The 24,404-nt window shown below is 71.5% G+C and carries 28 protein-coding genes; 11 read left to right on the forward strand and 17 right to left on the reverse strand.

Annotated elements, in window-relative coordinates; genetic code table 11:
* Positions 1-56: 56 nt before the first annotated feature.
* Positions 57-659 carry a TetR/AcrR family transcriptional regulator gene (locus tag OG417_RS48915; RefSeq protein WP_329245057.1) on the forward strand — a complete coding sequence of 201 codons (603 nt, stop codon included), beginning with the start codon at positions 57-59 and terminating at the stop codon, positions 657-659.
* Positions 660-744: 85 nt separating this feature from the next.
* Here OG417_RS48915 and OG417_RS48920 read toward each other — a convergent pair whose 3' ends face one another.
* Positions 745-1,491, reverse strand: a complete 747-nt coding sequence (locus tag OG417_RS48920; protein WP_329245059.1) for a choice-of-anchor P family protein — start codon at positions 1,489-1,491, stop codon at positions 745-747.
* Between the two features lie 419 nt (positions 1,492-1,910).
* On the opposite strand from OG417_RS48920, the gene OG417_RS48925 reads away from it, so the two are divergent.
* Complete coding sequence (locus OG417_RS48925) at positions 1,911-2,501, forward strand: hypothetical protein (RefSeq protein WP_329245062.1); 591 nt, start codon at positions 1,911-1,913, stop codon at positions 2,499-2,501.
* Between the two features lie 55 nt (positions 2,502-2,556).
* Here the strand turns inward: OG417_RS48925 and OG417_RS48930 are convergent, their stop codons facing one another.
* Together OG417_RS48930 and OG417_RS48935 are read right to left on the reverse strand one after the other, a co-directional pair.
* Positions 2,557-3,024, reverse strand: coding sequence for a nuclear transport factor 2 family protein (locus tag OG417_RS48930; RefSeq protein WP_329245064.1), 468 nt, complete (start codon positions 3,022-3,024; stop codon positions 2,557-2,559).
* The gene (locus tag OG417_RS48935; RefSeq protein WP_329245066.1) at positions 3,015-3,689 is read right to left on the reverse strand and encodes a TetR/AcrR family transcriptional regulator; all 675 of its coding nucleotides are present in this window, start codon (positions 3,687-3,689) and stop codon (positions 3,015-3,017) included. Before OG417_RS48935 ends, OG417_RS48930 begins: the two co-directional genes overlap by 10 nt.
* A 138-nt stretch (positions 3,690-3,827) precedes the next feature.
* Here OG417_RS48935 and OG417_RS48940 point away from each other — a divergent pair, with 138 nt between their 5' ends.
* Genes OG417_RS48940 through OG417_RS48955 form a run of 4 tightly spaced genes read left to right on the forward strand, consistent with a single transcriptional unit; the run spans position 3,828 to position 8,193 of the window.
* Complete coding sequence (locus OG417_RS48940; protein ID WP_329245069.1) at positions 3,828-5,168, forward strand: cytochrome P450; 1,341 nt, start codon at positions 3,828-3,830, stop codon at positions 5,166-5,168.
* A gap of 43 nt (positions 5,169-5,211) precedes the next feature.
* Positions 5,212-6,726, forward strand: a complete 1,515-nt coding sequence (locus OG417_RS48945) for a flavin-containing monooxygenase (protein WP_329245071.1) — start codon at positions 5,212-5,214, stop codon at positions 6,724-6,726.
* Positions 6,723-6,923, forward strand: a complete 201-nt coding sequence (locus OG417_RS48950) for a ferredoxin (RefSeq protein ID WP_329245074.1) — start codon at positions 6,723-6,725, stop codon at positions 6,921-6,923. The genes OG417_RS48945 and OG417_RS48950 overlap by 4 nt, the downstream gene beginning before the upstream one ends.
* Before the next feature lie 4 nt (positions 6,924-6,927).
* A complete protein-coding gene (locus tag OG417_RS48955) occupies positions 6,928-8,193 on the forward strand; it encodes a cytochrome P450 (RefSeq protein ID WP_329245076.1) in 1,266 nt (421 codons plus the stop codon).
* Between the two features lie 7 nt (positions 8,194-8,200).
* On the opposite strand, the gene OG417_RS48960 is transcribed toward OG417_RS48955, so the two are convergent.
* The gene (locus OG417_RS48960) at positions 8,201-8,593 is read right to left on the reverse strand and encodes a VOC family protein (RefSeq protein WP_329245078.1); all 393 of its coding nucleotides are present in this window, start codon (positions 8,591-8,593) and stop codon (positions 8,201-8,203) included.
* Positions 8,594-8,745: 152 nt separating this feature from the next.
* Between OG417_RS48960 and OG417_RS48965 the strand changes: the two genes are divergently transcribed.
* Positions 8,746-9,333 (forward strand): TetR/AcrR family transcriptional regulator, encoded by a 588-nt coding sequence (locus OG417_RS48965; RefSeq protein ID WP_329245080.1) that lies wholly within the window; start codon positions 8,746-8,748, stop codon positions 9,331-9,333.
* Here the strand turns inward: OG417_RS48965 and OG417_RS48970 are convergent.
* Both OG417_RS48970 and OG417_RS48975 read right to left on the reverse strand, forming a co-directional pair.
* Positions 9,293-9,802 carry a GNAT family N-acetyltransferase gene (locus OG417_RS48970; protein ID WP_329245083.1) on the reverse strand — a complete coding sequence of 170 codons (510 nt, stop codon included), beginning with the start codon at positions 9,800-9,802 and terminating at the stop codon, positions 9,293-9,295. The two genes, OG417_RS48965 and OG417_RS48970, sit on opposite strands and share 41 nt — an antisense overlap.
* On the reverse strand, positions 9,793-10,710 hold the full coding sequence (locus OG417_RS48975; protein WP_329245086.1) for an NAD(P)-dependent oxidoreductase: 918 nt from the start codon (positions 10,708-10,710) through the stop codon (positions 9,793-9,795). Before OG417_RS48975 ends, OG417_RS48970 begins: the two co-directional genes overlap by 10 nt.
* Before the next feature lie 204 nt (positions 10,711-10,914).
* Between OG417_RS48975 and OG417_RS48980 the strand changes: the two genes are divergently transcribed.
* Positions 10,915-11,382, forward strand: coding sequence for a hypothetical protein (locus tag OG417_RS48980; protein WP_329245089.1), 468 nt, complete (start codon positions 10,915-10,917; stop codon positions 11,380-11,382).
* Between the two features lie 86 nt (positions 11,383-11,468).
* On the opposite strand, the gene OG417_RS48985 is transcribed toward OG417_RS48980, so the two are convergent.
* From OG417_RS48985 to OG417_RS49025, 9 genes are all read right to left on the reverse strand, one after another.
* A complete protein-coding gene (locus tag OG417_RS48985) occupies positions 11,469-12,014 on the reverse strand; it encodes a dihydrofolate reductase family protein (protein WP_329245092.1) in 546 nt (181 codons plus the stop codon).
* 58 nt (positions 12,015-12,072) lie between these two features.
* Positions 12,073-13,104: a sigma-70 family RNA polymerase sigma factor gene (locus tag OG417_RS48990; protein WP_329245094.1), complete on the reverse strand. Its 1,032-nt coding sequence runs from the start codon at positions 13,102-13,104 to the stop codon at positions 12,073-12,075.
* Between the two features lie 133 nt (positions 13,105-13,237).
* Positions 13,238-13,513 carry a CDGSH iron-sulfur domain-containing protein gene (locus OG417_RS54710; RefSeq protein ID WP_442875627.1) on the reverse strand — a complete coding sequence of 92 codons (276 nt, stop codon included), beginning with the start codon at positions 13,511-13,513 and terminating at the stop codon, positions 13,238-13,240.
* A complete protein-coding gene (locus OG417_RS49000; protein ID WP_329245097.1) occupies positions 13,494-14,147 on the reverse strand; it encodes a HemK2/MTQ2 family protein methyltransferase in 654 nt (217 codons plus the stop codon). Before OG417_RS49000 ends, OG417_RS54710 begins: the two co-directional genes overlap by 20 nt.
* A 119-nt stretch (positions 14,148-14,266) precedes the next feature.
* Entirely contained in the window at positions 14,267-15,274 is a 1,008-nt protein-coding gene (locus OG417_RS49005) for an iron-containing redox enzyme family protein (RefSeq protein WP_329245100.1), read from the reverse strand.
* A 24-nt stretch (positions 15,275-15,298) separates the two neighbouring features.
* Entirely contained in the window at positions 15,299-16,399 is a 1,101-nt protein-coding gene (locus OG417_RS49010) for a carboxylate-amine ligase (protein WP_329245103.1), read from the reverse strand.
* A gap of 406 nt (positions 16,400-16,805) precedes the next feature.
* Complete coding sequence (locus OG417_RS49015) at positions 16,806-17,090, reverse strand: hypothetical protein (protein ID WP_329245108.1); 285 nt, start codon at positions 17,088-17,090, stop codon at positions 16,806-16,808.
* Positions 17,091-17,191: 101 nt separating this feature from the next.
* Complete coding sequence (locus OG417_RS49020) at positions 17,192-18,457, reverse strand: Nramp family divalent metal transporter (RefSeq protein WP_329245112.1); 1,266 nt, start codon at positions 18,455-18,457, stop codon at positions 17,192-17,194.
* 92 nt (positions 18,458-18,549) lie between these two features.
* Positions 18,550-19,452: a manganese catalase family protein gene (locus tag OG417_RS49025; RefSeq protein ID WP_329245113.1), complete on the reverse strand. Its 903-nt coding sequence runs from the start codon at positions 19,450-19,452 to the stop codon at positions 18,550-18,552.
* A gap of 339 nt (positions 19,453-19,791) precedes the next feature.
* Between OG417_RS49025 and OG417_RS49030 the strand changes: the two genes are divergently transcribed.
* Entirely contained in the window at positions 19,792-20,532 is a 741-nt protein-coding gene (locus OG417_RS49030) for an AfsR/SARP family transcriptional regulator (protein WP_329245116.1), read from the forward strand.
* 316 nt (positions 20,533-20,848) lie between these two features.
* On the opposite strand, the gene OG417_RS49035 is transcribed toward OG417_RS49030, so the two are convergent.
* Positions 20,849-21,247 (reverse strand): winged helix-turn-helix transcriptional regulator, encoded by a 399-nt coding sequence (locus OG417_RS49035; protein WP_329245119.1) that lies wholly within the window; start codon positions 21,245-21,247, stop codon positions 20,849-20,851.
* A gap of 281 nt (positions 21,248-21,528) precedes the next feature.
* On the opposite strand from OG417_RS49035, the gene OG417_RS49040 reads away from it, so the two are divergent.
* Complete coding sequence (locus OG417_RS49040; protein ID WP_329245121.1) at positions 21,529-22,266, forward strand: MBL fold metallo-hydrolase; 738 nt, start codon at positions 21,529-21,531, stop codon at positions 22,264-22,266.
* A 75-nt stretch (positions 22,267-22,341) separates the two neighbouring features.
* Here the strand turns inward: OG417_RS49040 and OG417_RS49045 are convergent, their stop codons facing one another.
* Positions 22,342-23,523: a zinc-dependent alcohol dehydrogenase gene (locus tag OG417_RS49045; RefSeq protein WP_329245124.1), complete on the reverse strand. Its 1,182-nt coding sequence runs from the start codon at positions 23,521-23,523 to the stop codon at positions 22,342-22,344.
* Between the two features lie 177 nt (positions 23,524-23,700).
* On the opposite strand from OG417_RS49045, the gene OG417_RS49050 reads away from it, so the two are divergent.
* Positions 23,701-24,378 (forward strand): hypothetical protein, encoded by a 678-nt coding sequence (locus OG417_RS49050; RefSeq protein ID WP_329245126.1) that lies wholly within the window; start codon positions 23,701-23,703, stop codon positions 24,376-24,378.
* The last annotated feature ends 26 nt before the right edge of the window (positions 24,379-24,404 follow it).

Consider the following 24,404-nt stretch of genomic DNA (forward strand, 5'->3'; position numbering starts at 1 on the left):
GCAACATTGATGACGCAACTATGCCGTGAGCAGTGACACTGCCGTATGCTTTCCCCATGAAGACACAGCGGCCGCCGGCGCCCGCCGGCGGCCGACCGCTACGCGCGGACGCCGAACGCACGATGAGGGCGATCCTGGAGGCGGCCGAACGCACCCTCAGCCGCGATCCCGCGGCCACGATGGAGCAGATCGCCGAGGCCGCCGGCGTCGCGCGCACCACCGTGCACCGGCGCTTCGCCACCCGCGACGCGCTCATCGACGCCCTGGCGGTGTGGGCCACCCAGCGGTTCGCCGCGGCGGTGGACTCCGCCCACCCGGACACGGCTCCGCCGCTGGTCGCCCTCTACCAGACGACGGCGAACGTCCTCAGCGTCAAGATCAGCTGGGGCTTCGCGATGAGCCAGGCCTCCTCGGCCAACCCGGAGGTGGCACGCGTCTACAGCGAGATACGGGACACGTGCGAACGACTGCTCCGCCGGGCCCGGGAGGCAGGCGTCCTCCGCACCGACGTCGACATTCCCTGGACCCGCCGCGTCTACTACGCCCTTATCCACGAGGCCGCGCAGAGCAGGGACGACCAGGACACCGACGCCCTCGCGACGCTCGTCGTGGACACCCTGCTCCGCGGCGCGGGCGCCCCACACCCCGACCGCCTGTGACACCGCCCCGCCCCTGAGCGAGAGCCGGTCCGGCGATCAGCCACCGACGTTCGCTCGCCGGGCTTGTTCTCCTACCGTCCCGCGCTCAGCCGGTGACCGGGAGGTCCATCGGGACCGGAGTGGGACGCGGCGCCTCCTTGACGGGCACCGTGGACGGCGTGCCGCCGGCGGCGGCCGAGTCGGACGAGGAGGAGCTCTTCGTGCCGGGCACGGTCGGGGTCGGGGCCGGCTTGCCGTCCGCGCGTCCGCAGGTGGCGGAGGCGAGGTCGATCGTCTGGATGCTGCCGCCGATCGAGATGTCCAGCTCCAGGGCGATGACCGTCAGCGTGCCGTCGGGGTTCTGGACCTGCTTGTCGGGCGTCACGCGGAGGCCGAAGCCACGCGTCGGGATGACGACGTCGGTGTTGGGCGGGCCGCCGATCGGCACGTCGTGGCCCGCCACCGAGATGTCGGCGAGGTGGGCCGAGCCGACGCCGTTGTCGCACTTCGCGGCGATCGCCTGGGCGGAGAGCAGCCCGGTGGGGAGCTTCGTCTTGAGCCCGGGATGGCTCAGCTTCAGGTCCAGGACGCTGGCCGACGCGTGGTGGCCCTTGGCCTCCACGGTGAACAGCGCGAGGTTGAACACCGGGTTCTTCGGGAGCTCCAGCGCCTTGCGGTGCGGCTGGGTCGCGGAGGTCACCGCCGGCTGTGCCGGAATGGCCAGTGCGCCGCCGGCGTAGATGCCGTAGGCCGAACTCGCCGGGCCGGACGCGGAGGCCGGGCTCGCCACCGACAGGGGTGCGGCCAGTGCGCCGGCGAGGGCCGCGTACTTCGTCAGACGCGTCGCGCGCATGATTTCTCCCGGGGGACGGAGAGAGGCGGTACTTGACCGTACCAGTCGAACGGTACGTCGGTGTACCAATCGGTTGGATCTCCTCGGAAAGACGCGATCGCGCGACCGGACGGGTTCACGCCGAGGGAGCGGAAGCCTCCTCGCGATCGCGGCCCGCCCGTTCGAGACCCTCCATCATTGCCTCGCTATCAGTTTAATTCACGCATTTTCCGGCGGTTGTCGCCGCGATATTTTCCACTCTTTCGCCATCCCAATCCACCGGAGTATGCCCTGCTAGAGCGCCATAAAAAGGAGATACCGGCACCGGAGTCGCCAATTCTATGGCGCCAGAGAGCGTCGGCTATTTACGTTGTTCAGCGTCCGGTCTACGGCACATGCACTCCCTGGAACGCCGTAACCCGAAACAGAAGGAGAAGCTCATGCGCACACCGCGTCTCGCGGTTCGTATCGGCGCCGGCGCCCTCGCGCTCTCCGGCGCGGCGGCGGCCGTGTACGGGCTCACCGCGACCCCGGCGTCGTCCCTCTCCGAGACCGGCTCGACGAACCTCACCGTGCTGGCCGCGTCGCGGGACACGGGCGTCACGCGGCTCGCGACCATCAGTCGCGCCCGGGTGCTCGCCAACGCGCAGACGTGGCACCCGCACACCGCCATGCGCGTGCCGTACAGCCAGTCGAGGACGCACAACGGCTACCGCACCGACTGCTCGGGCTACGCCTCGATGGCCCTCGAACTGGGCAGGCCCGGCCTGAACACCGTCGGCCTGGCCGCGCCGTCGGTCAGCACGCGCATCTCGATGTCGCAGCTGCAACCGGGCGACCTGGTGATCGACGCGACCGGCGACAGCAACACCCGCCACGTCGTCATCTTCGAGAAGTGGGCGAACACCGCGCACACGCTCTACTGGGAGTACGAGCAGCGCGGCGGCTACGGCACGGACCACCGCACCCGCGACTACGGTCTGTCCGCAGGCAGCCAGTACCACGCCTACCGCCCAAAGAAGATCGCCTGATCCGGATGGCTCGGGGAGGCGGGGTCCGCCGCCCTCCCCGAGCCATCCGGCGCCGTTATCCGGCCGCCGCCCGCAGGTGCCGGCTGACGTCCCCGACGAGGTCGATGTGCACGCGCCGCTCGGTGAACCGCCAGCTCGTGCCGTCGCAGGCGAACCGGTCGTGGTAACGCCCGACGGCGATGGGCTGAAGGGGAAGTTCGGGTAGCGCCTGGTACACGGTGACGTACGACCGCGCGGCGGCCGTGTCCTCGTCGAGCTCGATGATGACGTTGGTGGTGACGTGCTTGGTCCGGGGCGTGCCGTCGCCGTACACGATCAGCGTGCGGCGGAACATCTCCTCGATCGCGTCCGCTCCGCTCACGGGTGAGCCGCTACCGGTGAAGGTGGCGCCGGCCAGGAGTGCACCGAGACCGGCGAAGTCACCGCCGTCGACGAGTTCGGCGTACCGCGCGATGAGATTCTCGATGGCCCGATGGCTCGCGGCCGGGTCGGGCCGGGCAGGCGCGCGTGGGGTCAGGGGCACGGTCGCTCCTCCGGGCCGCCGTCCCCGTCTTCGCCCCGGCCCGCCGGCTGACGGTGGGCCAGGAGGGCGATCGAGGCCTGGACGGCGACCTCGCTGACGTCGCGTACGCGACCGCTGTCCTCGACCGTGATGGCGGTGAGTTCGCGCAGGCCGCCGAGGAGCATGATGGTCAGCTGCCGCGAGACCGGGCCGGGGCCGTTGGCGCGCCACTCGTCGGTGTCGCAGAGCGTCTGAATCATGGCGATGAAGGCCTCGGTCATGTCGCGCTGGAGGCGGCGTGCGGCGTCGCCCAGGGACGGCACGTCGCGGATCCAGCTCAGCATGATGGCGGGTTCGGCCTCCGCGCAGTCGATCCACTCCTCGATCGCCTGGCGCACCTGGACCTTCCACGGGGCGGCCGGGTCGACGGCGGCGAGGATCCGCTCGATCATCTCCGCGTTCGCGGCGGTGAGCAGCGCGACGAAGCAGGCCTCCTTGCTGGAGAAGTACTCATAGAACGTCCGCCGGGAGGTGCGGGCGCGGCGGACGATGTCGGCGATCGTGGTGTTGCGGTAGCCCTGTTCCTTGATGGACGTGGCGAGGCCGTCGAGCAGCCGGCGGCGGAAGCGGCCGGCGTCGTCGTCCGCGGTCGCCGTCTCGTCCTGAAGGCGCCGGACAGTCGTCATCGGGCTCACGCTATACCTCTCACCTCGCACGAGGCCTTGAACCCGATCGTACGGGCATGGGGCCTTGAACCAGATGGTACGGCGGCGTACCGTGCGGCTGGTACCGTCGCGTACCCCCAGGGGAAGGTGCCATCGGACATGACGACCGCGACGCTCCCTCCTGGCCCGCCGAGCCCCCGGTTCCTGCAGGGCCTCTTCTCCCTTCTCGCACCCATGCGCGGGATGCGGCGCATGCGCGACCGGTACGGCGACGCGTTCTCCGTCAACGTGCCGGTCTTCGGCCGGGCCACGGTCATCAGCGCCCCCGCGCAGGTCAGGCAGCTGTTCACCGCGGGGCCCGACGTCGTGGAGAACGTCGAGCCCAACCTCGGGCGCGTGCTCGGGCCCGGCTCGCTCTTCGCGCTGACCGGAGCGGAGCACCGCGAGCAGCGCAAGCTGCTGGTCCCGCCCTTCCACGGCCGCCGGCTCACCGCGTACGAGGAGATCATCGAGGAGGAGGCCGTGCGCGAGATGGCCTCCTGGCCGCAGGACCAGGCGTTCGCCACGCTGCCGTCGATGATGCGCATCACGCTGAACGCCATCCTGCGCGCGGTGTTCGGCGCGGAAGGTGCCGAGTTCGCCCGGCTGCGCACGCTGCTCCCGTCGGCCGTCGCGCTCGGCTCCCGGCTGGCCGTCCTGCCCCTGCCCAAGGTCGACCTCGGCCGGTGGAGTCCCTGGGGGCGGTTCTGGATCGCGCGCCGGGAGTACGACGCGATCGTCGAGAAGCTGATCTCCAAGGCGGAACAGGACGACCTCGACCGGCGCGACGACGTCCTCGCGCTGCTGTTGCAGAGCCGCTACGAGGACGGCTCCCGGATGAGCCACGGCGAGATCGCCGACCAGCTGCTCACCCTGCTCGCCGCCGGGCACGAGACGACGGCGACCACCCTCGCCTGGGCGGTCGAACGGCTCCGCCGGCACCCGGACCTGCTCGGGGAGCTCGTCGCGGAGAACGACGCGGGCGGCCACGCGCTGCGCGAGGCGACGATCCTGGAGGTGCAGCGCACCCGCCCGGTCATCGACCTCGTCGGGCGGAAGGTCACGGCCGACGTCTTCGAACTCGGGCCGTGGGTCCTGCCGAAGGGGTCCACGGTTCTGGTCGGCATCTCGCTGATCCACGACGACGAGTCGATCTTCCCGAACCCGCGGGCCTTCGACCCGCACCGCTTCCTCGACGCGAAGCCGGACCTGCACCAGTGGATCCCGTTCGGCGGCGGCACGCGGCGCTGTGTCGGCGCGGCGTTCGCGACCATGGAGATGAACGTCACCCTGCGCACGCTGCTGCGTGACTTCACGCTGGTGCCGACGGCCGAACGCGACGAGCGGTGGCACTCGCGCGGCGTCGCCAACGCTCCGGCGAAGGGCGGCCTCGCGGTCGTACGCCGCCGGCGGTCCCCCGCGTCGCCGCCCACCACCGTGACGGCCGAGGCCCGGCCATGACGACGAGCTCCCTGACGGTACCCGCGACAAGGAGGGTGCCCTGGTGACCGAGCACTTCGACGTCCTGATCATCGGAGCGGGCCTGTCCGGCGTCGGCGCGGCGTACCACCTCCAGTCGGCCTTTCCCGGACGGACCTACACGATCCTGGAGGCCCGCGACGCGATCGGCGGCACCTGGGACCTGTTCCGGTACCCCGGCGTACGGTCGGACTCGGACATGAACACCCTCGGGTACCGGTTCCGGCCGTGGACGGAGGCGAAGGCCATCGCCGACGGCCCGTCGATCCTGCGCTACATCCGCGCCACCGCCACCGAGGCCGGCATCGACCGGCACGTCCGGTTCGGGCACCGGGTGGTCCGCGCGGAGTGGTCCAGCGCGGACGCCCGCTGGACGGTCGAGGCGGTCCACGAGGGCGAGACGGTACGCCTGACCGCCCGCTTCCTGTACGCCTGCAGTGGCTACTACCGCTACGACGCCGGCCACACGCCGCACTTCCCCGGCGTCGAGCGGTTCCGGGGCACCGTCGTCCACCCGCAGCACTGGCCGGACGATCTCGACCACACCGGCAAGGACGTCGTCGTGATCGGCAGCGGCGCGACGGCGGTGACGCTCGTACCGGCGATGGCCGAGCGGGCGGCCCGGGTGACGATGCTGCAACGCTCGCCGACGTACATCATCGCGCTGTCGTCCGAGGACGCGATCGCGGGCGTTCTGCGGCGGCTGCTCGGGGACCGCCGCGCGTACCCGGTCACGCGGTGGAAGAACGTCGTGACGACCTCGCTGTTCTATCGGCTCAGCCGCCGTCGGCCGCGCGTGGTCCGGTCGATCATCCGCCGGGCGACGGCGCGGCTGCTGCCGCCGGGGTACGACGTCGACACCCACTTCAAACCGCGTTACCAGCCGTGGGACCAGCGGCTGTGCGTCGCGCCCGACGGTGACCTGTTCGCCGCCATCCGCGGCGGACGGGCGTCGGTGGTCACCGACCGGATCGAGGAGTTCACCGAGAACGGGCTGCGTCTCGCGTCCGGCATCGAGCTGACGGCCGACATCGTCGTCACCGCCACCGGCCTGCGGCTGCTGCCGCTCGGCGGCGTACGCCTCACCGTCGACGGCCGTGACGTCGCGCTGCCGGAGACCATGGCGTACAAGGGCATGATGCTCAGCGGCGTGCCGAACTTCGCCTTCACGATCGGGTACACCAACGCGTCGTGGACCCTCAAGGCCGACCTGGTCAGCGAGTACGTCGTGCGGCTGCTGCGCCACATGGACGCCCACGGGTACGACCGGTGCGTCCCGGACAACGACGACCCCACCGTGACCGAACGCCCGCTGATGGACTTCCAGGCCGGGTACGTACTGCGCTCCATCGATGAGTTCCCCAAGGCCGGGTCGCGGCCTCCGTGGCAGCTCGGCATGAGCTACGCGCACGACGTGCTCAAGCTGCGGTACGGGCGCATCGACGACGGAGCGCTCCGGTTCTCCCGCCGGTCCGTGACCCCGGAGACGGGTGCCCGGTCTTCCACCACCGACACGCGCGCAGAGGAGACGACGCCGTGAAAGTACAGATCGACTCCGGACGCTGCCAAGGGCACGGCCGCTGTTACGACCTCGCCCCCGAGGTGTTCGGGGACGACGACGAGGGCTACGGCACGGTCCTCGGCGACGGCGTCGTCCCGGCGGGCCGGGAGCCGGACGCGCGCCTGGCCGCGTCGAACTGTCCCGAGCGCGCGATCGACCTCCTCGAAGAGGGCTGACGACATGACCGACCGGTTCGCCAAGAACTACGCGGAGCTGCGGGACGACCAGCCGCTCGGCACGCGCAGCGAGATCGTCACCGGCCCGGTCGCGGACTGGGCGACCGACTTCTCCCACCTGGAGCCCGAGTGGGCCGCCGACCCGTACCCGATCCTGGACGACCTGCGGCAGCGCTGCCCGATCGCGCATACCGACCGATTCGGCGGAGGGTGGCTGCCGACGCGGTACGAGGACGTCGCGTCGATCGCGTACGACACCGAGCACTTCTCCTCGCGGTCGATCATCATGAGCAACTTCCGGCCGCCTCGTGAGCTGGCGCCGGTGGGCGGCACGCCGCCGATCTCCTCCGACCCGCCGTTCCACCGGGACGCGCGCAAGCTGCTCCTGCCCGCCTTCACCAAGACCGCGGTCGGGAGGCTGGAACCGGCCACGAGGGCGTTCTGCCACTCCCTCATCGACGGGCTCGCCGGGCAGGACGTCATCGACGCCGCCCGCGACTACGCCCAGCACATCCCAATGCGCGTCATCGGTGACATGCTCGGCTTCCCTCCGGAGGACGGGCCGCGGTTCCGCGAGTTCGTGGAGAACACGCTCGAAGGCGTCAACCTGCCGCCGGAGGAGCGCATCGCCCGGATGGAGCAGCTGTTCGACTACCTGCTCGAACAGATCCGCGACCACGTCGCGAACCCCCGCGAGGACCTGACGACCTACCTCGTCGACGCCGAGTTCGGCGGTCAGAAGCTGGCGCCGTCGCACGTCGCGGGCACGATGGCCCTGCTGCTCATCGCCGGCATCGACACGACCTGGAGCGCGATCGGCGCGTCGCTGTGGCACCTGGCCAAGACCCCCGCCGACCGCGAGCGCCTCGTCGCCGAACCCGGCCTGCTGCCCACCGCGATGGAGGAGTTCCTCCGCGCCTACGCACCGGTCACCATGGCGCGCCTGGTCAAGGAGGACACGCACTGGTCGGGCGCCCAGATGAAGGCCGACGACTGGGTGCTGCTGTCCTTCCCCGCGGCCAACCGCGACCCCGCGCAGTTCGACCGCGCCGACGAGGTCGTGATCGACCGGGAGGTCAACCGGCACGCGGCGTTCGGGCTGGGCATCCATCGCTGTGTCGGCTCGCACCTGGCGCGCATGGAGCTCCGGGTCGCCCTGGAGGTCTGGCTCGAACGGATCCCGGTCTTCACCCTCGACGACCCGTCCGCGGTGACCTGGGCCGCCGGCCAGGTCCGCGGCCCCCGTACACTCCCCGTCCGCGTCGGCTGACGAGGGGTCAGGTGGCCTTCGGGGCGCCGGTCAGGTAGTCGGCATTCCCCTCGTCGTCGAGCTCGAACGAGCCTTGGGGGATGATGCAGAACTCGTTCCCCTCGGGATCGGCCATGACGAGGAAGCCTCCGGGGTCGTACTCCGTCAGCCGCCGTCCGCCCAGCGCCTCCACCCTCGCCTGCTCGGCCGCCGGGTCCTCCGACTCCAGATCCAGGTGCAGCCGGTTCTTCCCGGCCTTGGAGCCGTCGGTGCGCTGGAAGCCGACGCCCAGCCCGTTCCTGCGTTCGAGCCAGACGTACGGCCCGATCCGCCCGGTCACCGGCCGGTCGAGCAGCTCGCTCCAGAAGGCCGCCAGCCGGTCCGGGTCGGCGGAGTCGACGATCACGCAGTTGATGTCCATGGTCATCAACCTTCCAGTGCGAGACCCGAAAGCCCAACCGAGGATCAGCGGGCGCCGGCGGGCCCACGGGTCCCGCGTCCTCTCTTCCACCGCCGACCGGATGGCGCGGGTCGACTACTCTCTATGACATACGTCATGGAAGGTGGGAGTCCGTGTCGGGCGAGGAGCGGCCGCCGCGGGAGCGGATGGTCTACAGCGCCGCGCAGCTGGTGCGGTCGCGCGGGGTGTCGGCGACCGGCGTACGCGACGTGGTGGCGCACGCGAACGCGCCCCGCGGGTCGTTCCAGCACTACTTTCCCGGCGGCAAGGACCAGCTCGTCGGGGAGGCGCTGGCCTGGTCGGCCGACTACGCGGCGCGGTGGGTCACCTCGTACGGGCGGCACGCCGAGAGTCCGTCGCCGTCCGGGCTGTTCGCGCACATGGCGCGGCAGTGGCGGGAGGAACTGACCGCGCGCCGCTACGAGCGCGGCTGCCCGATGATGGCGACCGCCGCGGAGCTGGCCGGCGGCGACTCTCCGGTCAACGAACCGCTGCGCGCCGCCGCCGGCCGCTGGGAGCAGGCCGTGGTGGACGAGCTGGTGCGCATGGACGTGCCGGCCGAGCGGGCACGAGGCCTGGCCACCCTGATGATCAGTGCGCTGGAGGGCGCGATCATGCTGGCGCGGGTGTGCCGCGACGTCGGCCGGCTCGACACCGTCGTCAGCGAGCTCGCGCCGGTGCTGGACTCCTACGCCGGTTGAGCGGCGGCACCGGAACGGCCACGTCGACCGTCAGGTCGCAGCCCGACGCGCTGCTCGCCACGACGTCCGCGCGGGCGTACACGTACGCGATCAGGGACGGCTGCGACCGGCAGAGCTCGAAGCGCATCCGCTCCACCCCGGCGGCGTGCGCGTCGGCGAACAGCCGGGCGAGCAGCAGCCCTCCGACGCCCCGGCGCTGCCAGGCGTCCTCGACGAGGACACCCACCTCGTGGACGCACGGGTCGTCGAGGGCAGGACCCGAGCTGGCGAGGCCGACGATGTCGCCGCCGCCCGTGGGTTCGGCGACGAAGGCCCGATGCGGCCCGTCGAGACAGCGCCGCAGGTAGGACGCTGGAATCTCGGCGACGGGACCGTGAAAGCGGCGGTAGCGGGTCTCACGCGAGCAGCGCCCGAACATCGCCGCGAGCGCCGCGGCATCCCCCGTCCGGACGGCTCGGATCACGGCCATGCGTTTTCCCCTCGGCCCGCGGGCGTGACGGCGGCGTGCCGGGCCGTACGCTTCTCGATCGCGCGGACGACCGCGACCATGTCCGCCCCGCCGTGGCCCATCGCGACGGTCTCCTCGTACAGCGCGTGGCAGACGTCCAGCAGCGGCGAGGCCAGGCCGGACTCACGCGCGGCGCCGGCGACCAGCCGGTTGTTCATCAGGACGTCGGCGGCCGCCGCCTGGGCGGCGAAGTCCTGAGCGAGAAGCTTGTGAGCCTTTCCCCGGGAGACCGGGCTCGCCATCGGCCCGTTGTCGAGCACCTCCACGAAACGCCGCATGTCCAGCCCGTGCCGCTCGGCGAAGTGCGCCGCCTCGGCCAGGCCGGTGACCATCGTGATCAGGTACAGATTGACGGCGAGCTTCATGTACAAGGCTCCCGGGACCGCCCCGCAGACGGTCGTCTCGTGGCACATGGGCGCCAGCAACGGGCGTACCGCGCGCACCGCGGCCTCGTCACCGGCCAGCATGGCCACGAGCCGTCCCTCCTCGGCGGGCGTACGCGACCCGGAGACCGGGGCCTCGACGTAGACGCCGCCGGCGGAACGGACGTCGGCCTCGAGCCCGCGCGAGTACGCGGGCGAGGTGGTGCCCATATGTACGATCGTGCGCCCGGCGACGCGCGCGCCGAAGTCCGGGGTGCCCCGGGCCAGCACCTGATCGACGGCGTCCTCGTTCGCGAGCATGAGGATGACGGTCCGGGCACGGGCGAACAGCTCGGCGGCGCTCGCGGCGACCCGCGCGCCGGCGGCACGGAGCTCCTCACACTTGGCGGCCGTACGGTTCCAGACGACGAGCGGCGTGCCCGCGCGGGCCAGGTTGAGCGCCATGGGCCGCCCCATGAGCCCCAAGCCGGCGAACCCGATGTCCATGCGCCCTCCCGCGAAGCCCCGTTATGACGTTCGTCATGATAATCATGACACCCGTCATAGTCCACGCCGCGCGCAGCAGGTGGACCTGGCGACACCATGCGGCCGACCGCCCAGCCGCACCCGAGGACGCCTCCTGGAGCCAGGGCGCCGACCCGGTCGCCGCTGGAGGCTTGGTCTCGCCGGAACGAACAGAGGAGACCCACGATGAACGTCGAACTGCGCGAGATCGCCACACTGACCCAGCGGCTGCTGCGCCCCGACCAGGTCGCGCTGGACGAGACCGAGCGCGACCACGCCCGCCACCGCGTCGAGGACGCCGCGTACGCCGGTTCGCTGGACGACGAGCGCGCCAAGACCACCCTGGCCCACGTCGCGAACGCCCGTACCCGCGGCGACCTCCGCCGGGCGATGCGCGTCGTACCGGGAGGAGCCGCACCTTCCGGCCTGGTCAACGCCCTGCGCGGAGTGAGCGCCCTGTGGCTGGCGGGAACGGCGGTGCAGTTCGCCATCTGGACGCTGATCAGCCTGATCGGCTTTCACTGGACCGAACCGTGGTGGCTGTGGACGCTGGTCACCGGCCCGTTCGTGGCCGGCCCGCTGTGGTGGCTCACCGAGACGTATTACCGCCCGGCCCCGGGACCGGCCCGCGCCATCGGCACCTCCCAGGGCTGACGACACCGGGCACACGGCTCACCGGCACCCCGACGCCGGTGGGCCGCCCTGCTCCGGACACGGCGATCAGCGCGGCGGCGTATCTCTCACGAGGACCGTACGCGGAACCACAGGTTGGTCACGTGCGGCAGCTCGGTGACGCGGATCTGTTCGAGGTCGACCGGGTCCCCGTCCGGCCGGGCGAACATGCGGACGCCGTCACCGAGCAACACCGGGGCGACGATCATGATGATCTCGTCCAGCACTCCGGCTTCCAGGCACTGCCGGGCGACGTCGGCGCCGAGGATGTTGACGTACTTGTCGCCCGCCGCGGCCTTGGCGGCCTTGACGGCGGTGTGCAGGTCACCGGCGAACGTGACGCCCGGGATCACCGTTTCGGGCGCGTGATGGGTGAGGACGAACTGTGGTCCCTCCCAGCCGCCGCCGAACGCCTTGCCCTCCTTGTCGGTCCCCCGGTGCGGATCGTCGCCGCCGAAGGTGCGGCGGCCGACGAGAAGGGCGCCGATCCGGCCGATCAGCTCGTCGATCTCCGGGTTCGGGCCGAGGTGGCGCGTGAGCCAGGACATGTCCCCACCGGGACCGGCGATGAAGCCGTCGAGGGACATCGTGGCCGAGTACAGCAGCTTTCCCATGAGGTACCTCCGTGGAAGCGGTCGGGTACCCCGTTGAGACGGCGGGCCGCAGAGAAACTCATCGGTGCGCGGACGGCAGTTCCAGCGGCAGGCCGAACGCCGGAAACAGGCCGGAATCGTGGAACGCGGTCGCCTCCACGATCAGGTCCCCCTCAATCCGCAGGACGGCGATCGCGGCGGCGCGGTAGACCGGTGATGAAGGCTCGCGCAGATAGGCCGCCGCGGCCGGCTGCCGGTTGGCGGCGGCCGGCAGCATCGCGAACCGCCCCACGTACGCGGGAGAGGCCGGGTTCCAGCCTTCGGCCAGCGCGGCCAGTACGGCGCCGCGCCCCTGGAACCACATCGGGTACGGCGGCATCGTCGTCCGTACGTCCTCGGCCAGCAGACCGGCCATCGCGGTCACGTCGGCGTGTTCGACCGCGTCCATGTACCGCCGCAGCACCGCGCGCTCCCGTGGTGTGGGCTCGGCCGCCGCCCGCCAGTCGAGGCGGCGTTCGGGCAGGTGTTCGCGCATCGTCGCACGAGCCCGCTGGAGCGCGCTGTTCACGGACGCCACGCTGCCGTCGAGATGCTCGGCGGTCTGCCTGGCCGGCCAGCCGAGGACATCGCGCAGGATCAGCACGGCCCGCTGCCTCGGCGGCAGCCGCTGGATCGCGGCCAGAAAGGTCAGCTCGATCGTCTCGCGGGCCACCACCACCGCCTCCGGCTGGGCATCGGCCGGCGCCAGCCGGTCGGGAAACGGCTGCAACCAGGCGATGTCCGTACGCGGCGGGCGGCCGGCTCTCGGGTCGGAGGGCCCCTCGACGTGGTGCGGCAGCGCCCGGCGCGCCCGCCCATCGAGCGCGTCGAGGCAGACGTTCGTCGCGATGCGGTACAGCCAGGCGCGGAACGTCGAGCGGCCCGCGAAGCCATCGAGGTTCTTCCACGCACGCAGGAAGGTCTCCTGCACCAGGTCCTCGGCCTCCTCCAGTGAGCCCGTCATCCGGTAGCAGTGCACCCGCAGTTCCCGCTGATGGCGCTCGACGAGCGCCGTGAACGCCGACTCGTCGCCCGCACGAGCGGCGGCCACGCCGTCATCCGCCGTACCCATCGGCCCCTCCTCGCCCCTCGACACCGCCTTCACCGCGAGGGCGGAAGGCGCGACCGTATCGTCACCGGATCCCTGACGGTAGCCGGGAGCATCGACATACGAGCCGAGGTTCACGCTCTGACCCGGCGGCCCCTCAGCGCCGGCGGGGGCGGCGGCGGTGGCTCGTGTCGCACAGCGGAAAGCGGCGGCTCCGGCCACAGGCGCAGATCGCGACCATGAAACGGTCGGAGACGACCGTCGTACCGTCGGCGAGCACGATCTCGACCGGTCCCTCGACCAGGATGGGCCCGGCGGGTACGACGACCACGCGCCTGCGGACCGCGCCGCGGTGCCCACACGGCGTCGCGCCGGGCTGTTCGTATGACGCCGCGCCGGGGTCCGGGGGCGGCTCATCGTTGCCGTTCGGCACGGATCACCGCCAGTTCCTCATAGCGCTGTTCGGGGCAGATCAGCCCGCGCTCCTCCAGGTCGCGGGCCCGGGCCATCATCACCGGGCCGAACGGCTGGCGGCGGCGCGGCCCGACGGTCACGCGCAGGCCGGCCGTACGGAGGAGGTCCACGGTGCTGTCGATCCCGCACAGCGCCGACTGGACGATCAGCAGCGTGCCGCCCGGGGCCAGCAGCGCGGGCGCAGTGGCGCAGAGACGGTCCAGGACGACGCGCCCGCCGGCACCCCCGTCCCAGGCGCGTTTGGGCCCGCGCGGCCGGACGGGATCGGTGGCCGTGGAGCAGACGTACGGCGGGTTGGCGAGGATCAGGTCGAACGCCTCATCGCGGACGGCGTCCACCAGATCGCTCTGGACCACCCGTACGGGAAGCCTCCGGAGCCACGCGTTGACCCGTGCGGAGAACACGGCCTGGGCGCACACGTCCACGGCGATCACCTGACCGGCACCGCTGCGCGCGGCGGCGAGCGCCAGGGCTCCGGTGCCGGTGCCGACATCCAGCACCCTGGCTCCGAGCCGTACGGTGCGCAGGGCCTCGGCCAGAAGCCAGGTGTCACCCTGCGGTCGATAGACGCCCGGCGGCCTGAAAAGCCACACGAACAGCACATACCGCATTTATGGTGCAAAAATACGCAGGCGACGGTTCAAGAAGCCGTGGAGATCTCTTGGGTTCTCGATGAACCGCGCCGTCCGGCGGCCCGCCGATCGGAACAGGATCAGGCGAGGACGGGGGCGCGGAGCGACGACTCGCCCGCGCGCCAGGCGCCGAGCAGCCGGCCGCTCAGCCGGTCCTCCAGCATCGCGGTCGCCTGCGCGCCGAATACGACGTCCTCGGCCAGGTACGGTTCGGCCGCGAGGAGGTCGCCGACGACGTCGCGGCGGAGGACCTGCTCGTGCACGGCGTCGGCCTCGACGTGCTCGGTGAAGAACACACCGGCACGTGTCCCGGCGCCCAGGCGTTCGAGGGCGTCGGCCAACCGCTGGGCGCTGGGCGGGGTGCTGATCTCGGCGGCCGCGAAGTGCCCGACCATCGCTCCGCGCAGAGCCCGGTGCAGGCCGAACAGCGACATCATGTTCACGGTCGCCAGCGTCACGGCGGGAACCACGTCGAGATAGCGCCCGTACGCGGGGTCGAGCCCGGTCTCCCGCATCAGCTCAGCGAACAGCCGCGCGTGCATCCGGTCCCCGCGCCCGCCCCCGAACTCGTCGTACTCGACGGCGACGAGCGAGGCCTTCGCCTGCCCGCGCAGCCGCGGAATCACCCAGGCGTGCGGGTCGGCCTCCTTGAGGTGGTAGATCGAGCGGTGCACCAGGTATTCGCGCAACTGCCACCACTCGCCGTGATCGCGCAGGTGGGCGCTCACCCCCGTGGGCTCGGTGGCCTCGGCGGTCACCCGGCGCAGCGCGGCCTCCACGTCGTCGCCCCCCGGGACCTCCCTGCGGATCGCGCCGAGGAAGACCCGCTCCATCCCGGCCCGCAGCCGCAGCAGCCCCGGCTCCCACTCCCACTCAGGGTCGACCCGGTCGAAACCGCGATAGTGCAGCTCGTAACAGGTGTAGAGCGCGAGCTGCAGATCCTCACCGAAGGGGTCCGCGCCGAAAAGGGCCGCATCCAACCTGACCACGGAGGCCGGCGTGCCGTCCCGCAGCGCGGAGACGACCGCCGCCGACAGCGGCCCACGCGCCTCCGGCAACAGCGGAGCGACGACGATATTCGACGTCACGATGTCCCTCCCTCCCTGACAGCATCACGGGCGGCCCGTTTGCTGGACGAGCATGTCGACGACGCTTCGCAGGCCGTGGACGGCGGCGATGCGCTGGCGGGCCGCGCCGGTGCCGCCGTAGCCGATCTTGCGGATCAGGGCGCGGACGGCCCGCAGGTCGCCGGTCTCCTCCAGGGCGGGGCGGATCCGGCGCAGGAGTTCCTCCAGCAGGTCACGGGCGGTCGTCCGGCGCTCCTCGATCGGGTGGATGCCCTGGCCGGTCAGGCCGTAACGGGCCGCCGACCACAGCGCGGCCGTGCACAACTGCTCGCCGACCGGCGGCGCCTCCCTGCCCCCGGCGAGCTCGCCGAGGGCGGTCACCACGAGTGCCCGTACGAGGGCCGCCTGCAGCACCGCCTCGTCGACCGTCGCCGCCGCGTCGCTCGCCCGTACCTCGATCGTGGGCAGCCTCGGCGAGGGTCTGGCCAGCCAGAACGTCGTCGCCCGGTCCGCGAGGACGCCGAGTTCGACCATGCGGTCGAGGAACTCGTCGTACGCGGCGGCGGAGGCGAACCTCGGCGGAACGCCGCCGCCGGGAAACCGCGCCAGCACCTGGATCCGCCAGCTCCCGTACCCCGAGTCGCGCCCGTGGTCGAACGGCGAGTTGACCGACAGTGCGACCAGCGTCGGCAGCCAGGGCCGCAGATGGTTCAGCACGCCGACGGCCAGTTCGCGGTCCGGGACGCCGACGTGCACATGGCAACCGCAGGCCTCGTGGCCGACGACCGTGCCCGCCAGGATGTCGGCGATCCGCGCGTAGTGCGCGCCGGGCATGAACGGCGCCGCGCGTCCGGGCAGGACCGGGTTGCCCGTCGAGACCAGTCGCACTCCCTCGGCCCGCGCCGCGCTCGACAGGCAGGTACGGGCGGCCCCGAGCTGCCGGCGGAGGGTCTCCAGGTCATCGCACACGCCGGTCGCGGCCTCGACCTGGGTGGCGACCAGTTCCGCCTGGAACGCCACCTCCGGCAGCGACGCCTTCGCCGCCCGGGCGAGCACCGCCGCCGCGTGCGGCGAGGTACGGCGGGTGACGGGGTCGACCAGGAGGAACTCCTCCTCGACCCCCATCGTCCGACCGTTCCTGCCCACCAGACCGCACCTTCCCGGCTCCGAACGGAAGAGGTTCCATCCACGGAAGGAGTCCCCGCCCGTACGACGCCGATGGCCACCCGCACTCCCGCCAGGAGGCACCGTCGCGTCCCGTGACGCCCGCCCGGCCGCCCGGGAGCCGCCCCATGCCGGCGACCCCCGGGACGCTCTCGATCCTGGTGATCGTGTCCGCCGCGCCGGGCTGCGCCGAAGGTCTTCTTCCTGGGGAGATGCCCAGCGGTGGCCGACGTCATACCGGTACGGCCCGAGCCTCCGCCGGACCAGATCCAGCCGTCACACCCGGCCCCAGCCCTCCCGGACCAGATCCAGCCGTCACATCGGTACGGCCAGGCTCCCCGCACCAGGTCCAGCCGTCATACCGATACGGCCGGCCCCCGAAACCAGGTCAGCTGACCGGCATCTTCTCGCGGGCGCGGCTCTTCATCCTCTCCACCCGCTCCGACGGCATGGTCTCGCCGAGCTCCTCCTCCATTCGCATCGCGTTGCCGAGCGCGAAGAAGGTCGGGGCCCACTGGCCGACGAAGATGCCCCACCGGTCCGCGCGGGCGAGGCCACGGGACTCGATGTTGCGGGACATCATCCAGGACGCCACCGACATGCCGATGGACGCGAACCCGGCGGTGTAGAGCATCGAGGACGAGATACCCGCTCTGCGGAGCATGCTGATCATGACGATTCCCCCCCTGAACTGTGCAATTGCCTGCCGTAGCAGTACCCAGCCCGCCCCCGCGCCACCCCCGCCCGCGACGCCGCCGGCCACGGCGAACGGGATCAGCCCGCCAGCGCCTGGCTGATCAGGAAGCCGTTGAGCGCGGTGATCAGGGCGGTGACGACCGCGCCGGCGACGACCGTACGCTGGCCGTTGACCAGGTCGCCCATCAGCGTCCGCCGGCTCGTCAGGGCGATCAGCGGCACCAGCGCGAACGGGATGCCGAACGACAGCGCCACCTGGCTGAGGATCAGTGCCCGGGTGGGGTCCACACCGGCGGCCAGGAGCGCGAAGGCCGGGGCCATCGTGAACAGCCGGCGGGCGAGGACCGGGATCCGCCGGCGCAGGAAGCCCTCCATGATGACCTGCCCCGCGTACGTTCCGACGCTGGAGGAGGCCAGTCCCGAGGCGAGCAGGGCGACGGCGAAGGCCACCGCCGCGCCGGGTCCCAGAACGTCACCGAGGCCGTCGTGGATGGCCCGCAGGCCGCCGGGGTCGTGGCCGTGGAAGGCGGCGGCGCCCACGGTCAGCATCGTGATGTTGACCAGCCCGGCGACGCCGAGTGCGACGACGATGTCCACGCGGCTCGACCGCAGCGCCGTACGGCCGGAGTCGCGGCGGGTCAGCGCCGAGTGCAGGTAGATCACGTGGGGCATCACGGTGGCGCCGACGATGCCCGTCGCGAGCAGGAGGCTGTCCGGGCCGGCGAGGCGCGGGACGAGCCCGCCCGCGGCCCCGGCGAACGACCCGGCCCGCAGCGCCTGGTACAGGAACCCGGCCAGGACGATCGCCAGCATGCCCCCGATCACCACCTCGAACCCGTGGCGTCCGCGGGGCGCCAGCGTCAGCAGCGCGCACGAGACGACCGCGGTGATCGCCGCCGCGGGCAGCAGGGCGACACCGAACAGCAGGTTGAGCGCGATCGCCCCGCCGACGAACTCGGCCAGGTCGGTGGCGGCGGCCACCAGCTCGGCCTGGGCCCACAGCATCCAGGTCAGCGGGCGCGGCAGGTGGTCGCGGCACAGCTCGGGCAGGGTACGCCCGGTGGCGATGCCGAGCTTGGCGGACAGGGCCTGGACGAACATCGCCAGGACGTTGGCGACGGCGATGACCCACAGCAGCAGGTACCCGTAGCGGGCGCCGCCGGACATGTTGGTCGCGAAGTTCCCCGGGTCGACGTACGCCACGGAGACGATGAACGCCGGTCCGCACATGCCGGCGATACGACGGATCCGCCGGGTCCTGGGGACGTCCGGCGCGGCCACCGGGCGGGGCGCGACCGGTGGCGAGGTCTGCTGGTACTGAGCCGGATCGAGCACGAAGGTCACCTGTTCTCCTCATGGCCGCGGAACCTCGGCCGGGGCGAGCCGGGAGAAACCCGGTGCCGGAGACCACGAGGACCTCCGGCACCGCTCGGATCTCAGGTGAGCTTGTCCTTGATCTTGCCCAGGGGGCCGGTCTCGGTGCCGAGGACGGGGCCCTTGGGTTCGCCCATGCTGCCGTCGTAGGTGGCGTACAGCTTGGGGTCGGGCGGCGGTGCGGAGGCGAGGTCGCCGAGCGCCTCGGGGTCCATCAGGTAGGTGAACTCGTGTTCGCCGTCGGGCTGCGGGCCCGTCGCCCAGCCGCCCTCGGCGGCGGCGGCACCGTCGGACAGGTGCCAGATCGTCTGGGCGTGTTCGGCGTACTCCTCGTCCAGGAGGGCGTTGGGCGCGACGGTGGTGGGTTCCAGACCGTCGGCCTGGAGCTCCTCGATCGCCTTGAGCCACATGTTCTGGTGGAGGGTGTCGCGGGCGAGGTTGAACTTCAGCATGTGCTTGACGCCCGGGTCGTCGGTCATGTTGTACAGCCGGGCCGTCTGGAGACGGCCCTGGGCCTCGGCGGCGGCGTTGGCGCGGAAGTCGGCGAGCAGGTTCCCGCTGGCGACGATGAACTTGCCGTTCCAGGGGTAGCCGTTGCTGTCGACCGGCATGGCCCCGCCGCCGGCGACGATCGCCTGCTGGGGATCCATGCCGCCGATGACGGCACCGATGACCGGGTCGGCCATCGCCGCCTTGGTCGTGGCGGTGGCGGGAGCGCCCTCCAGGAGACGGGCGACCATGACCGCGAGCATCTCCACGTGACCGATCTCCTCGGTCGCCACATCCATGATCAGGTCTTTGTACTTGCCGGGCATCCGGCAGTTCCAGCCCTGGAACAGGTACTGCATCGTCACGGTCATCTCGCCGTACGCACCGCCGATCAGCTCCTGAAGCTTGTGCGCGAACACAGGGTCGGGCTTTTCAGGCTTGGCGTCGAACTGCAGGTGGTCGGTGTGCCGGAACAAGGTCACTCCTCACGATCGGTTGGGCGGGCGGAGCGATGCCGGCCCGTGCCGCGAGGACACGGACGGCCGAATCCTTCAGACGTGGAGGACGCTATGCAGCACTCGTCTCCGGTCCGTCACCCTCGCGTCGCCGCCCCCGCGAACGCCCCGGCCCCGGCGAGACCCGGACGCCGGTGACCGGCCGTCCGAGGCGGTGACGGGCCCGTGACACGCGACCGGAGACCACGCTCCGTCACCACGGCCTTACCAGTACACAGACGGGCATTTGCCTCATAGCGGGTAGGCGACGTCTCAAGTGCGTATTTCGACTTCCGCCACCCGGAGGACGCGATGGCCGCCATGCCGCAGGCAGAGCACGTCACCGCCGGCTACACGGTGCGTCTGCTCGGTGGGTTCGAGCTCGGGCAGGGCGACCGGAGCATCGCCGCCAGCCCGTCCGCGCAGCGGCTGCTCGCCTACCTCGCCACCCGGCGTGCCCTGGTCAACCGGGCGACCGCGGCACGGGCCCTATGGCCGGACTATCCCGACCCGCGCCCCGCGGCCAATCTGCGGTCGGCCCTGTGGCGGCTGCGGCGGGAGCACGGCGGCGGGCCGGTCCTGTCGACCGTACGGGGGCTGGAGCTGCGGCGGGACACCGTCGTCGACGTCCACACGGTCCACGCGAAGACCGCCGCCCTGTCGTCCGCCCCGGACGCGGCGTGGGACCTGGACCTGGCGGTGCTGCGGCAGGACGTGCTGCCCGACTGGGCCGATGAGTGGCTGCTGCCGACGCGCGAGTGGTTCCGGCAGGTCCGGCTGCACGCGCTGGAGACCCTGTGCACGCGGCACTGCCGGTACGGCCGGTTCGACGCGGCGCTGGAGGCCGGTCTGGCGGCCATCGACTGCGAGCCGCTGCGGGAGAGCGCGCACCGCGCGATCGTCCGGGTGCACCTCGCCGAGGGCAACCCGGCCGAGGCGCTGCGCCAGTACGAGGTGTACCGGCGGCTGGCCGGCAGCGAGCTGGGCCTGCGCCCCTCACAGCAGTTCCGGGCGCTCATCGCCCACCTGCTCGGCCGCCCGATGGACGCCCACGCGACCTGAGCGCCCGGACGCGCCTCCGCACGGTCCATGGGCCGGGCGAAGGCCCGTCGGCCCTGCCCGTCAGGGCGTCAGCAGCACCTTGACGGCGCCGTCCTTCTTCTTCTGGAAGAACTGATCCGGTGGATCCGCGACATGCGGAGCCCCAGGCGTACCCGCTAGCTGACCTGCATGTCAGCAGCGGTCATCGGCTGTTGTTGGTCGCCCGTGGCCAGCCTGTGACGGCCCAGGGACGGCCCGGCGCCCTCGATCGCTATGCGTGAAGCAGGAGTCTCGCTGATCGATGTCGAGATTCTCCGCCTGTCCGACCCGCGGCACGCTACCGGTCCAGGGAGTCGGCACCGTCGTAGCGCTGCCGGGCGGCCTCCAGCGCCGGGGTGTTGGCGCTGAACCAGCCCAGTAGCGCGCACAGCTGCTGAGCCAGGCTCTGCCCGAGTGGCGTCAGGCTGTAGGTGACCTGCGGCGGGACGGTCGGCTCCACCAGGCGTTCGACCAGCCCGTACCGCACCAGCGACTTGAGGTACTGCGACAGCATCTTCTGGCTGATGCCGCCGATGTGCTGATGAAGGCCGGAGAAGCGCATCGGTCCGGGAGCCAGCGCAGCGATGATCAACGCGCCCCACCGGCCGGTCACCTGGGCCATCAACGGCCGCGTCGGACAGTCCTTGGCGAAAGTCTCCGCCGGAAGCCGGTCCTTGAACTGCTCGCTCACCGTCATGCCACCAGCTTACAAAAAGGTACGTACTTACGGAAGTACACCGACACTCCTAGAGTCGTCCACGGAACCGGCGGTCAAAAAAGATGAATGGATTCAAGATGGACACAAGCCGTGTATCCCCGGCCTTCCTGGGCTGGGACCTTGGAGGCGTCGTCGTACGCCGAATCGACGAAATCGACATGTCGCCGGCGACCAGTCAGTGGCTACTGCCCGATGCCACACCGGAGCACTTGCAAAGCCCCTGGCTGCAACCCCACTTCACCGACGGCACAGCCTTTGCGATGCACGTACACCTCTTCGCGATCGAGACGAACGGCGTGCGCATCCTGGTCGACACCGGCATCGGCAACGGCAAGCCCCGGCGAATACCCGACGCCGACAACCTCCAGACCTCGCTGCTGCACCGGCTGACCGCCGCGGGCTTCTCCCCGGACACCGTCGACTTGGTGATCACTACGCACATGCACGTCGACCACATCGGCTGGAACACTCACCTGGTCGACAGCCGCTGGACACCGACCTTCCCGAACGCCCGCTACCTCACCGACCGCAGGGAATGGGACTACTGGACCGCCACCGCCGAAAGCGACGAGGAAGTCGCCCAGGCGCACCGCGACTCCCTGCGACCCATCCGTGACAACGGCCTGTACGACCTGCTCGACATCCCCGCCGCAGGCCTTGAGGTGGCCGACGGTGTCCGCCTGGTACCGACACGCGGCCACACGCCCGGCCACCTGTCGGTGAAGCTGACCGGCGCCGGCCGCAACGCGCTGATCAGCGGCGACAGCCTGCATCATCCCGTGCAACTGGCGTACCCCGGCATGGGCAGCGTCGGCGACGTCGACCCCGCCGAGGCACGAACGACCCGCCACCGCCTGCTCACCGAACTAGCCGCCACCGACGACCTGCTGCTGGGCACCCACTTCACCCACCCCACCGGCGGCCGCATCCAGCACCAGGACAACCGATTCCAGCTGCTGACCGATTCCCCTGCACTTCTCTCGCCCGCCTCGTTCTGAAGGGCCACGGGCCGGCACCAAGCGGCCCCTCACCTACGGCGTTATATGCAGGTGAGGGGGCCTCTACCTGGTCAGTCAGGGCGTCAGTAGCACCTTGACGGCGCCGTCCTTCTTCTTCTGGAAGATCTCGTAGCCGTACGGCGCCTCGTCGAGCGGCAGGCGGTGCGTCGCCAGGTCCTCGACGCCGAGTGGGTCGGCGTCGCCGGTGACGAGTGGCAGCAGGTCGTCGATCCAGCGCTTGACGTTCGCCTGGCCCATCCGCACCTGGATGCCCTTGTCGAACATCTGCAGCATGGGCAGCGGGTCGGCCATGCCGCCGTACACGCCGCTGATCGACAGTGTCCCGCCCCGCCGTACCGTCTCGATGGCCTGGTACAGCGCGGCGAGCCGGTCGACGCCCGCCTTCTTCATGAGCGCTCCGGCCGCGGCGTCGGGCAGCAGGCCCGTGAGGCTCTGAGCGATCTTCGCACCCGGCGAGCCGTGTGCCTCCATGCCGACGGCGTCGATCACCGAGTCGGTGCCGCGCCCGTCGGTCAGGTCGCGTACGGCGGCCGGCACGTCGTCGCCGTCCCGGGCGTCCAGCACCTCGATGTCGTGGCGGCGGGCCATCTCCAGCCGCTCCGGCACACCGTCCACCGCGATCACGCGGTGTCCCAGGTGGCGGGCGATGCGGGCGGACATCTGCCCGATCGGCCCCAGCCCGAACACGGTCACGCTGCCGCCCTCGGGGATGTCCGCGAACGCGACCGCCTGCCAGGCCGTCGGCAGCACGTCGGACAGGTAGACGAACCGCTCGTCGGGCGGGCCCTCCGGCACCTTGACCGGTCCGAAGTGGGCCTGCGGCACCCGGAGGAACTCCGCCTGCCCGCCGGGCACCTGCCCGTACAGCTTGGTGTAGCCGAACAGGCTCGCTCCCGTGCCCTGCTCGCGGACCTGCGTCGTCTCGCACTGCGCGTACAGCTTCCGGTCGCACATGAAACAGCGGCCGCACGCGATGTTGAACGGGATCACCACCCGGTCGCCCGGCCCGATGTGGGTGACCTCCGCGCCCACCTCCTCGACCACGCCCATCGGTTCGTGCCCGAGGATGTCTCCCTCGTCGATGAACGGCCCGAGCACCTCGTACAGATGCAGGTCCGAACCGCAGATCGCGGTCGTCGTCACCCGGATGATCGCGTCCGTCGGCGCCTCGATCGCCGGGTCGGGCACCTCGTCCACGCGTACGTCGCGCCGCCCGTGCCAGGTCAGTGCCTTCATCGTCGTTCCTCTCCCTTCCCGACGTCGTCCTCCTGATGGCTGGGCGCTACCCCGGCATCCGGCGAACCAACAGTTCAGGGCAGGGCGGCGTCAAGGGCACGCCAAGGCGAGGCCGATCCGGAGCCGCCCGGTGTTGGCTGGTACCCGGGACACGCCGGGCCGCACTGGGGGGGGAGCATGCCGGGCCAGCACAGACTCGACCTGAGCATCACGCAACTCGTCGCCGGCGGCGCCGCCACGATCACCGCGACGGTGGCGGCGTCGTACTTCGGAGTCGGCGGCACTCTCATCGGGGCCGGGGCGGTCAGCGTGCTGTCCACCGTGGGCGCCACCGTCTACCAGCACTTCCTGGACCGCGGCAAGGCGCGGATCGCGGCGAAGATCCCGGTACGCGTCGGCGGCGGCCCCGGCGCGGATGACGGACCGCCGTCTGGAGCAGCGGCGCCGGCACGGCCGTGGCCGAAGTGGTACGTCGTGCTCGGCGCGGCGGCGGGGGTCTTCCTCGCCGTGATGGGGCTCGTCACGGCGTTCGAGCTGTTCACGGGCAAACCGCTGTCCAACACCGTACGCGGCAGGGCCGGTCAGGGCACGTCCGTCGACCCGGTCGTGGCGCCCGTACGTCCCACGCCGACGCCACCGGCCTCCCACCGGGCCACTCCGGAGGCCACCGCGACGTCCTCGGTGGCCCCGCTGCCGGCGATGACGGCCCGCCCCACGCCGACGCCCTCCCCGACCGGCACGCTCCGGCCGGTGCCCGGGGAGCGCTCCGCCGAGGCCGGCGCCGGTCCACCGGACGTCCACTCGGCGGCGCCACCGGAGACGCCCGATGACGGCGGCTCCTCGCAGACGCCCTGACCCCGGCCGAGCGCGGACCGCGAATG

Source organism: Actinoallomurus sp. NBC_01490, from assembly GCF_036227085.1.
In the GTDB taxonomy this organism is placed as follows: Bacteria; Actinomycetota; Actinomycetes; order Streptosporangiales; family Streptosporangiaceae; genus Actinoallomurus; species Actinoallomurus oryzae.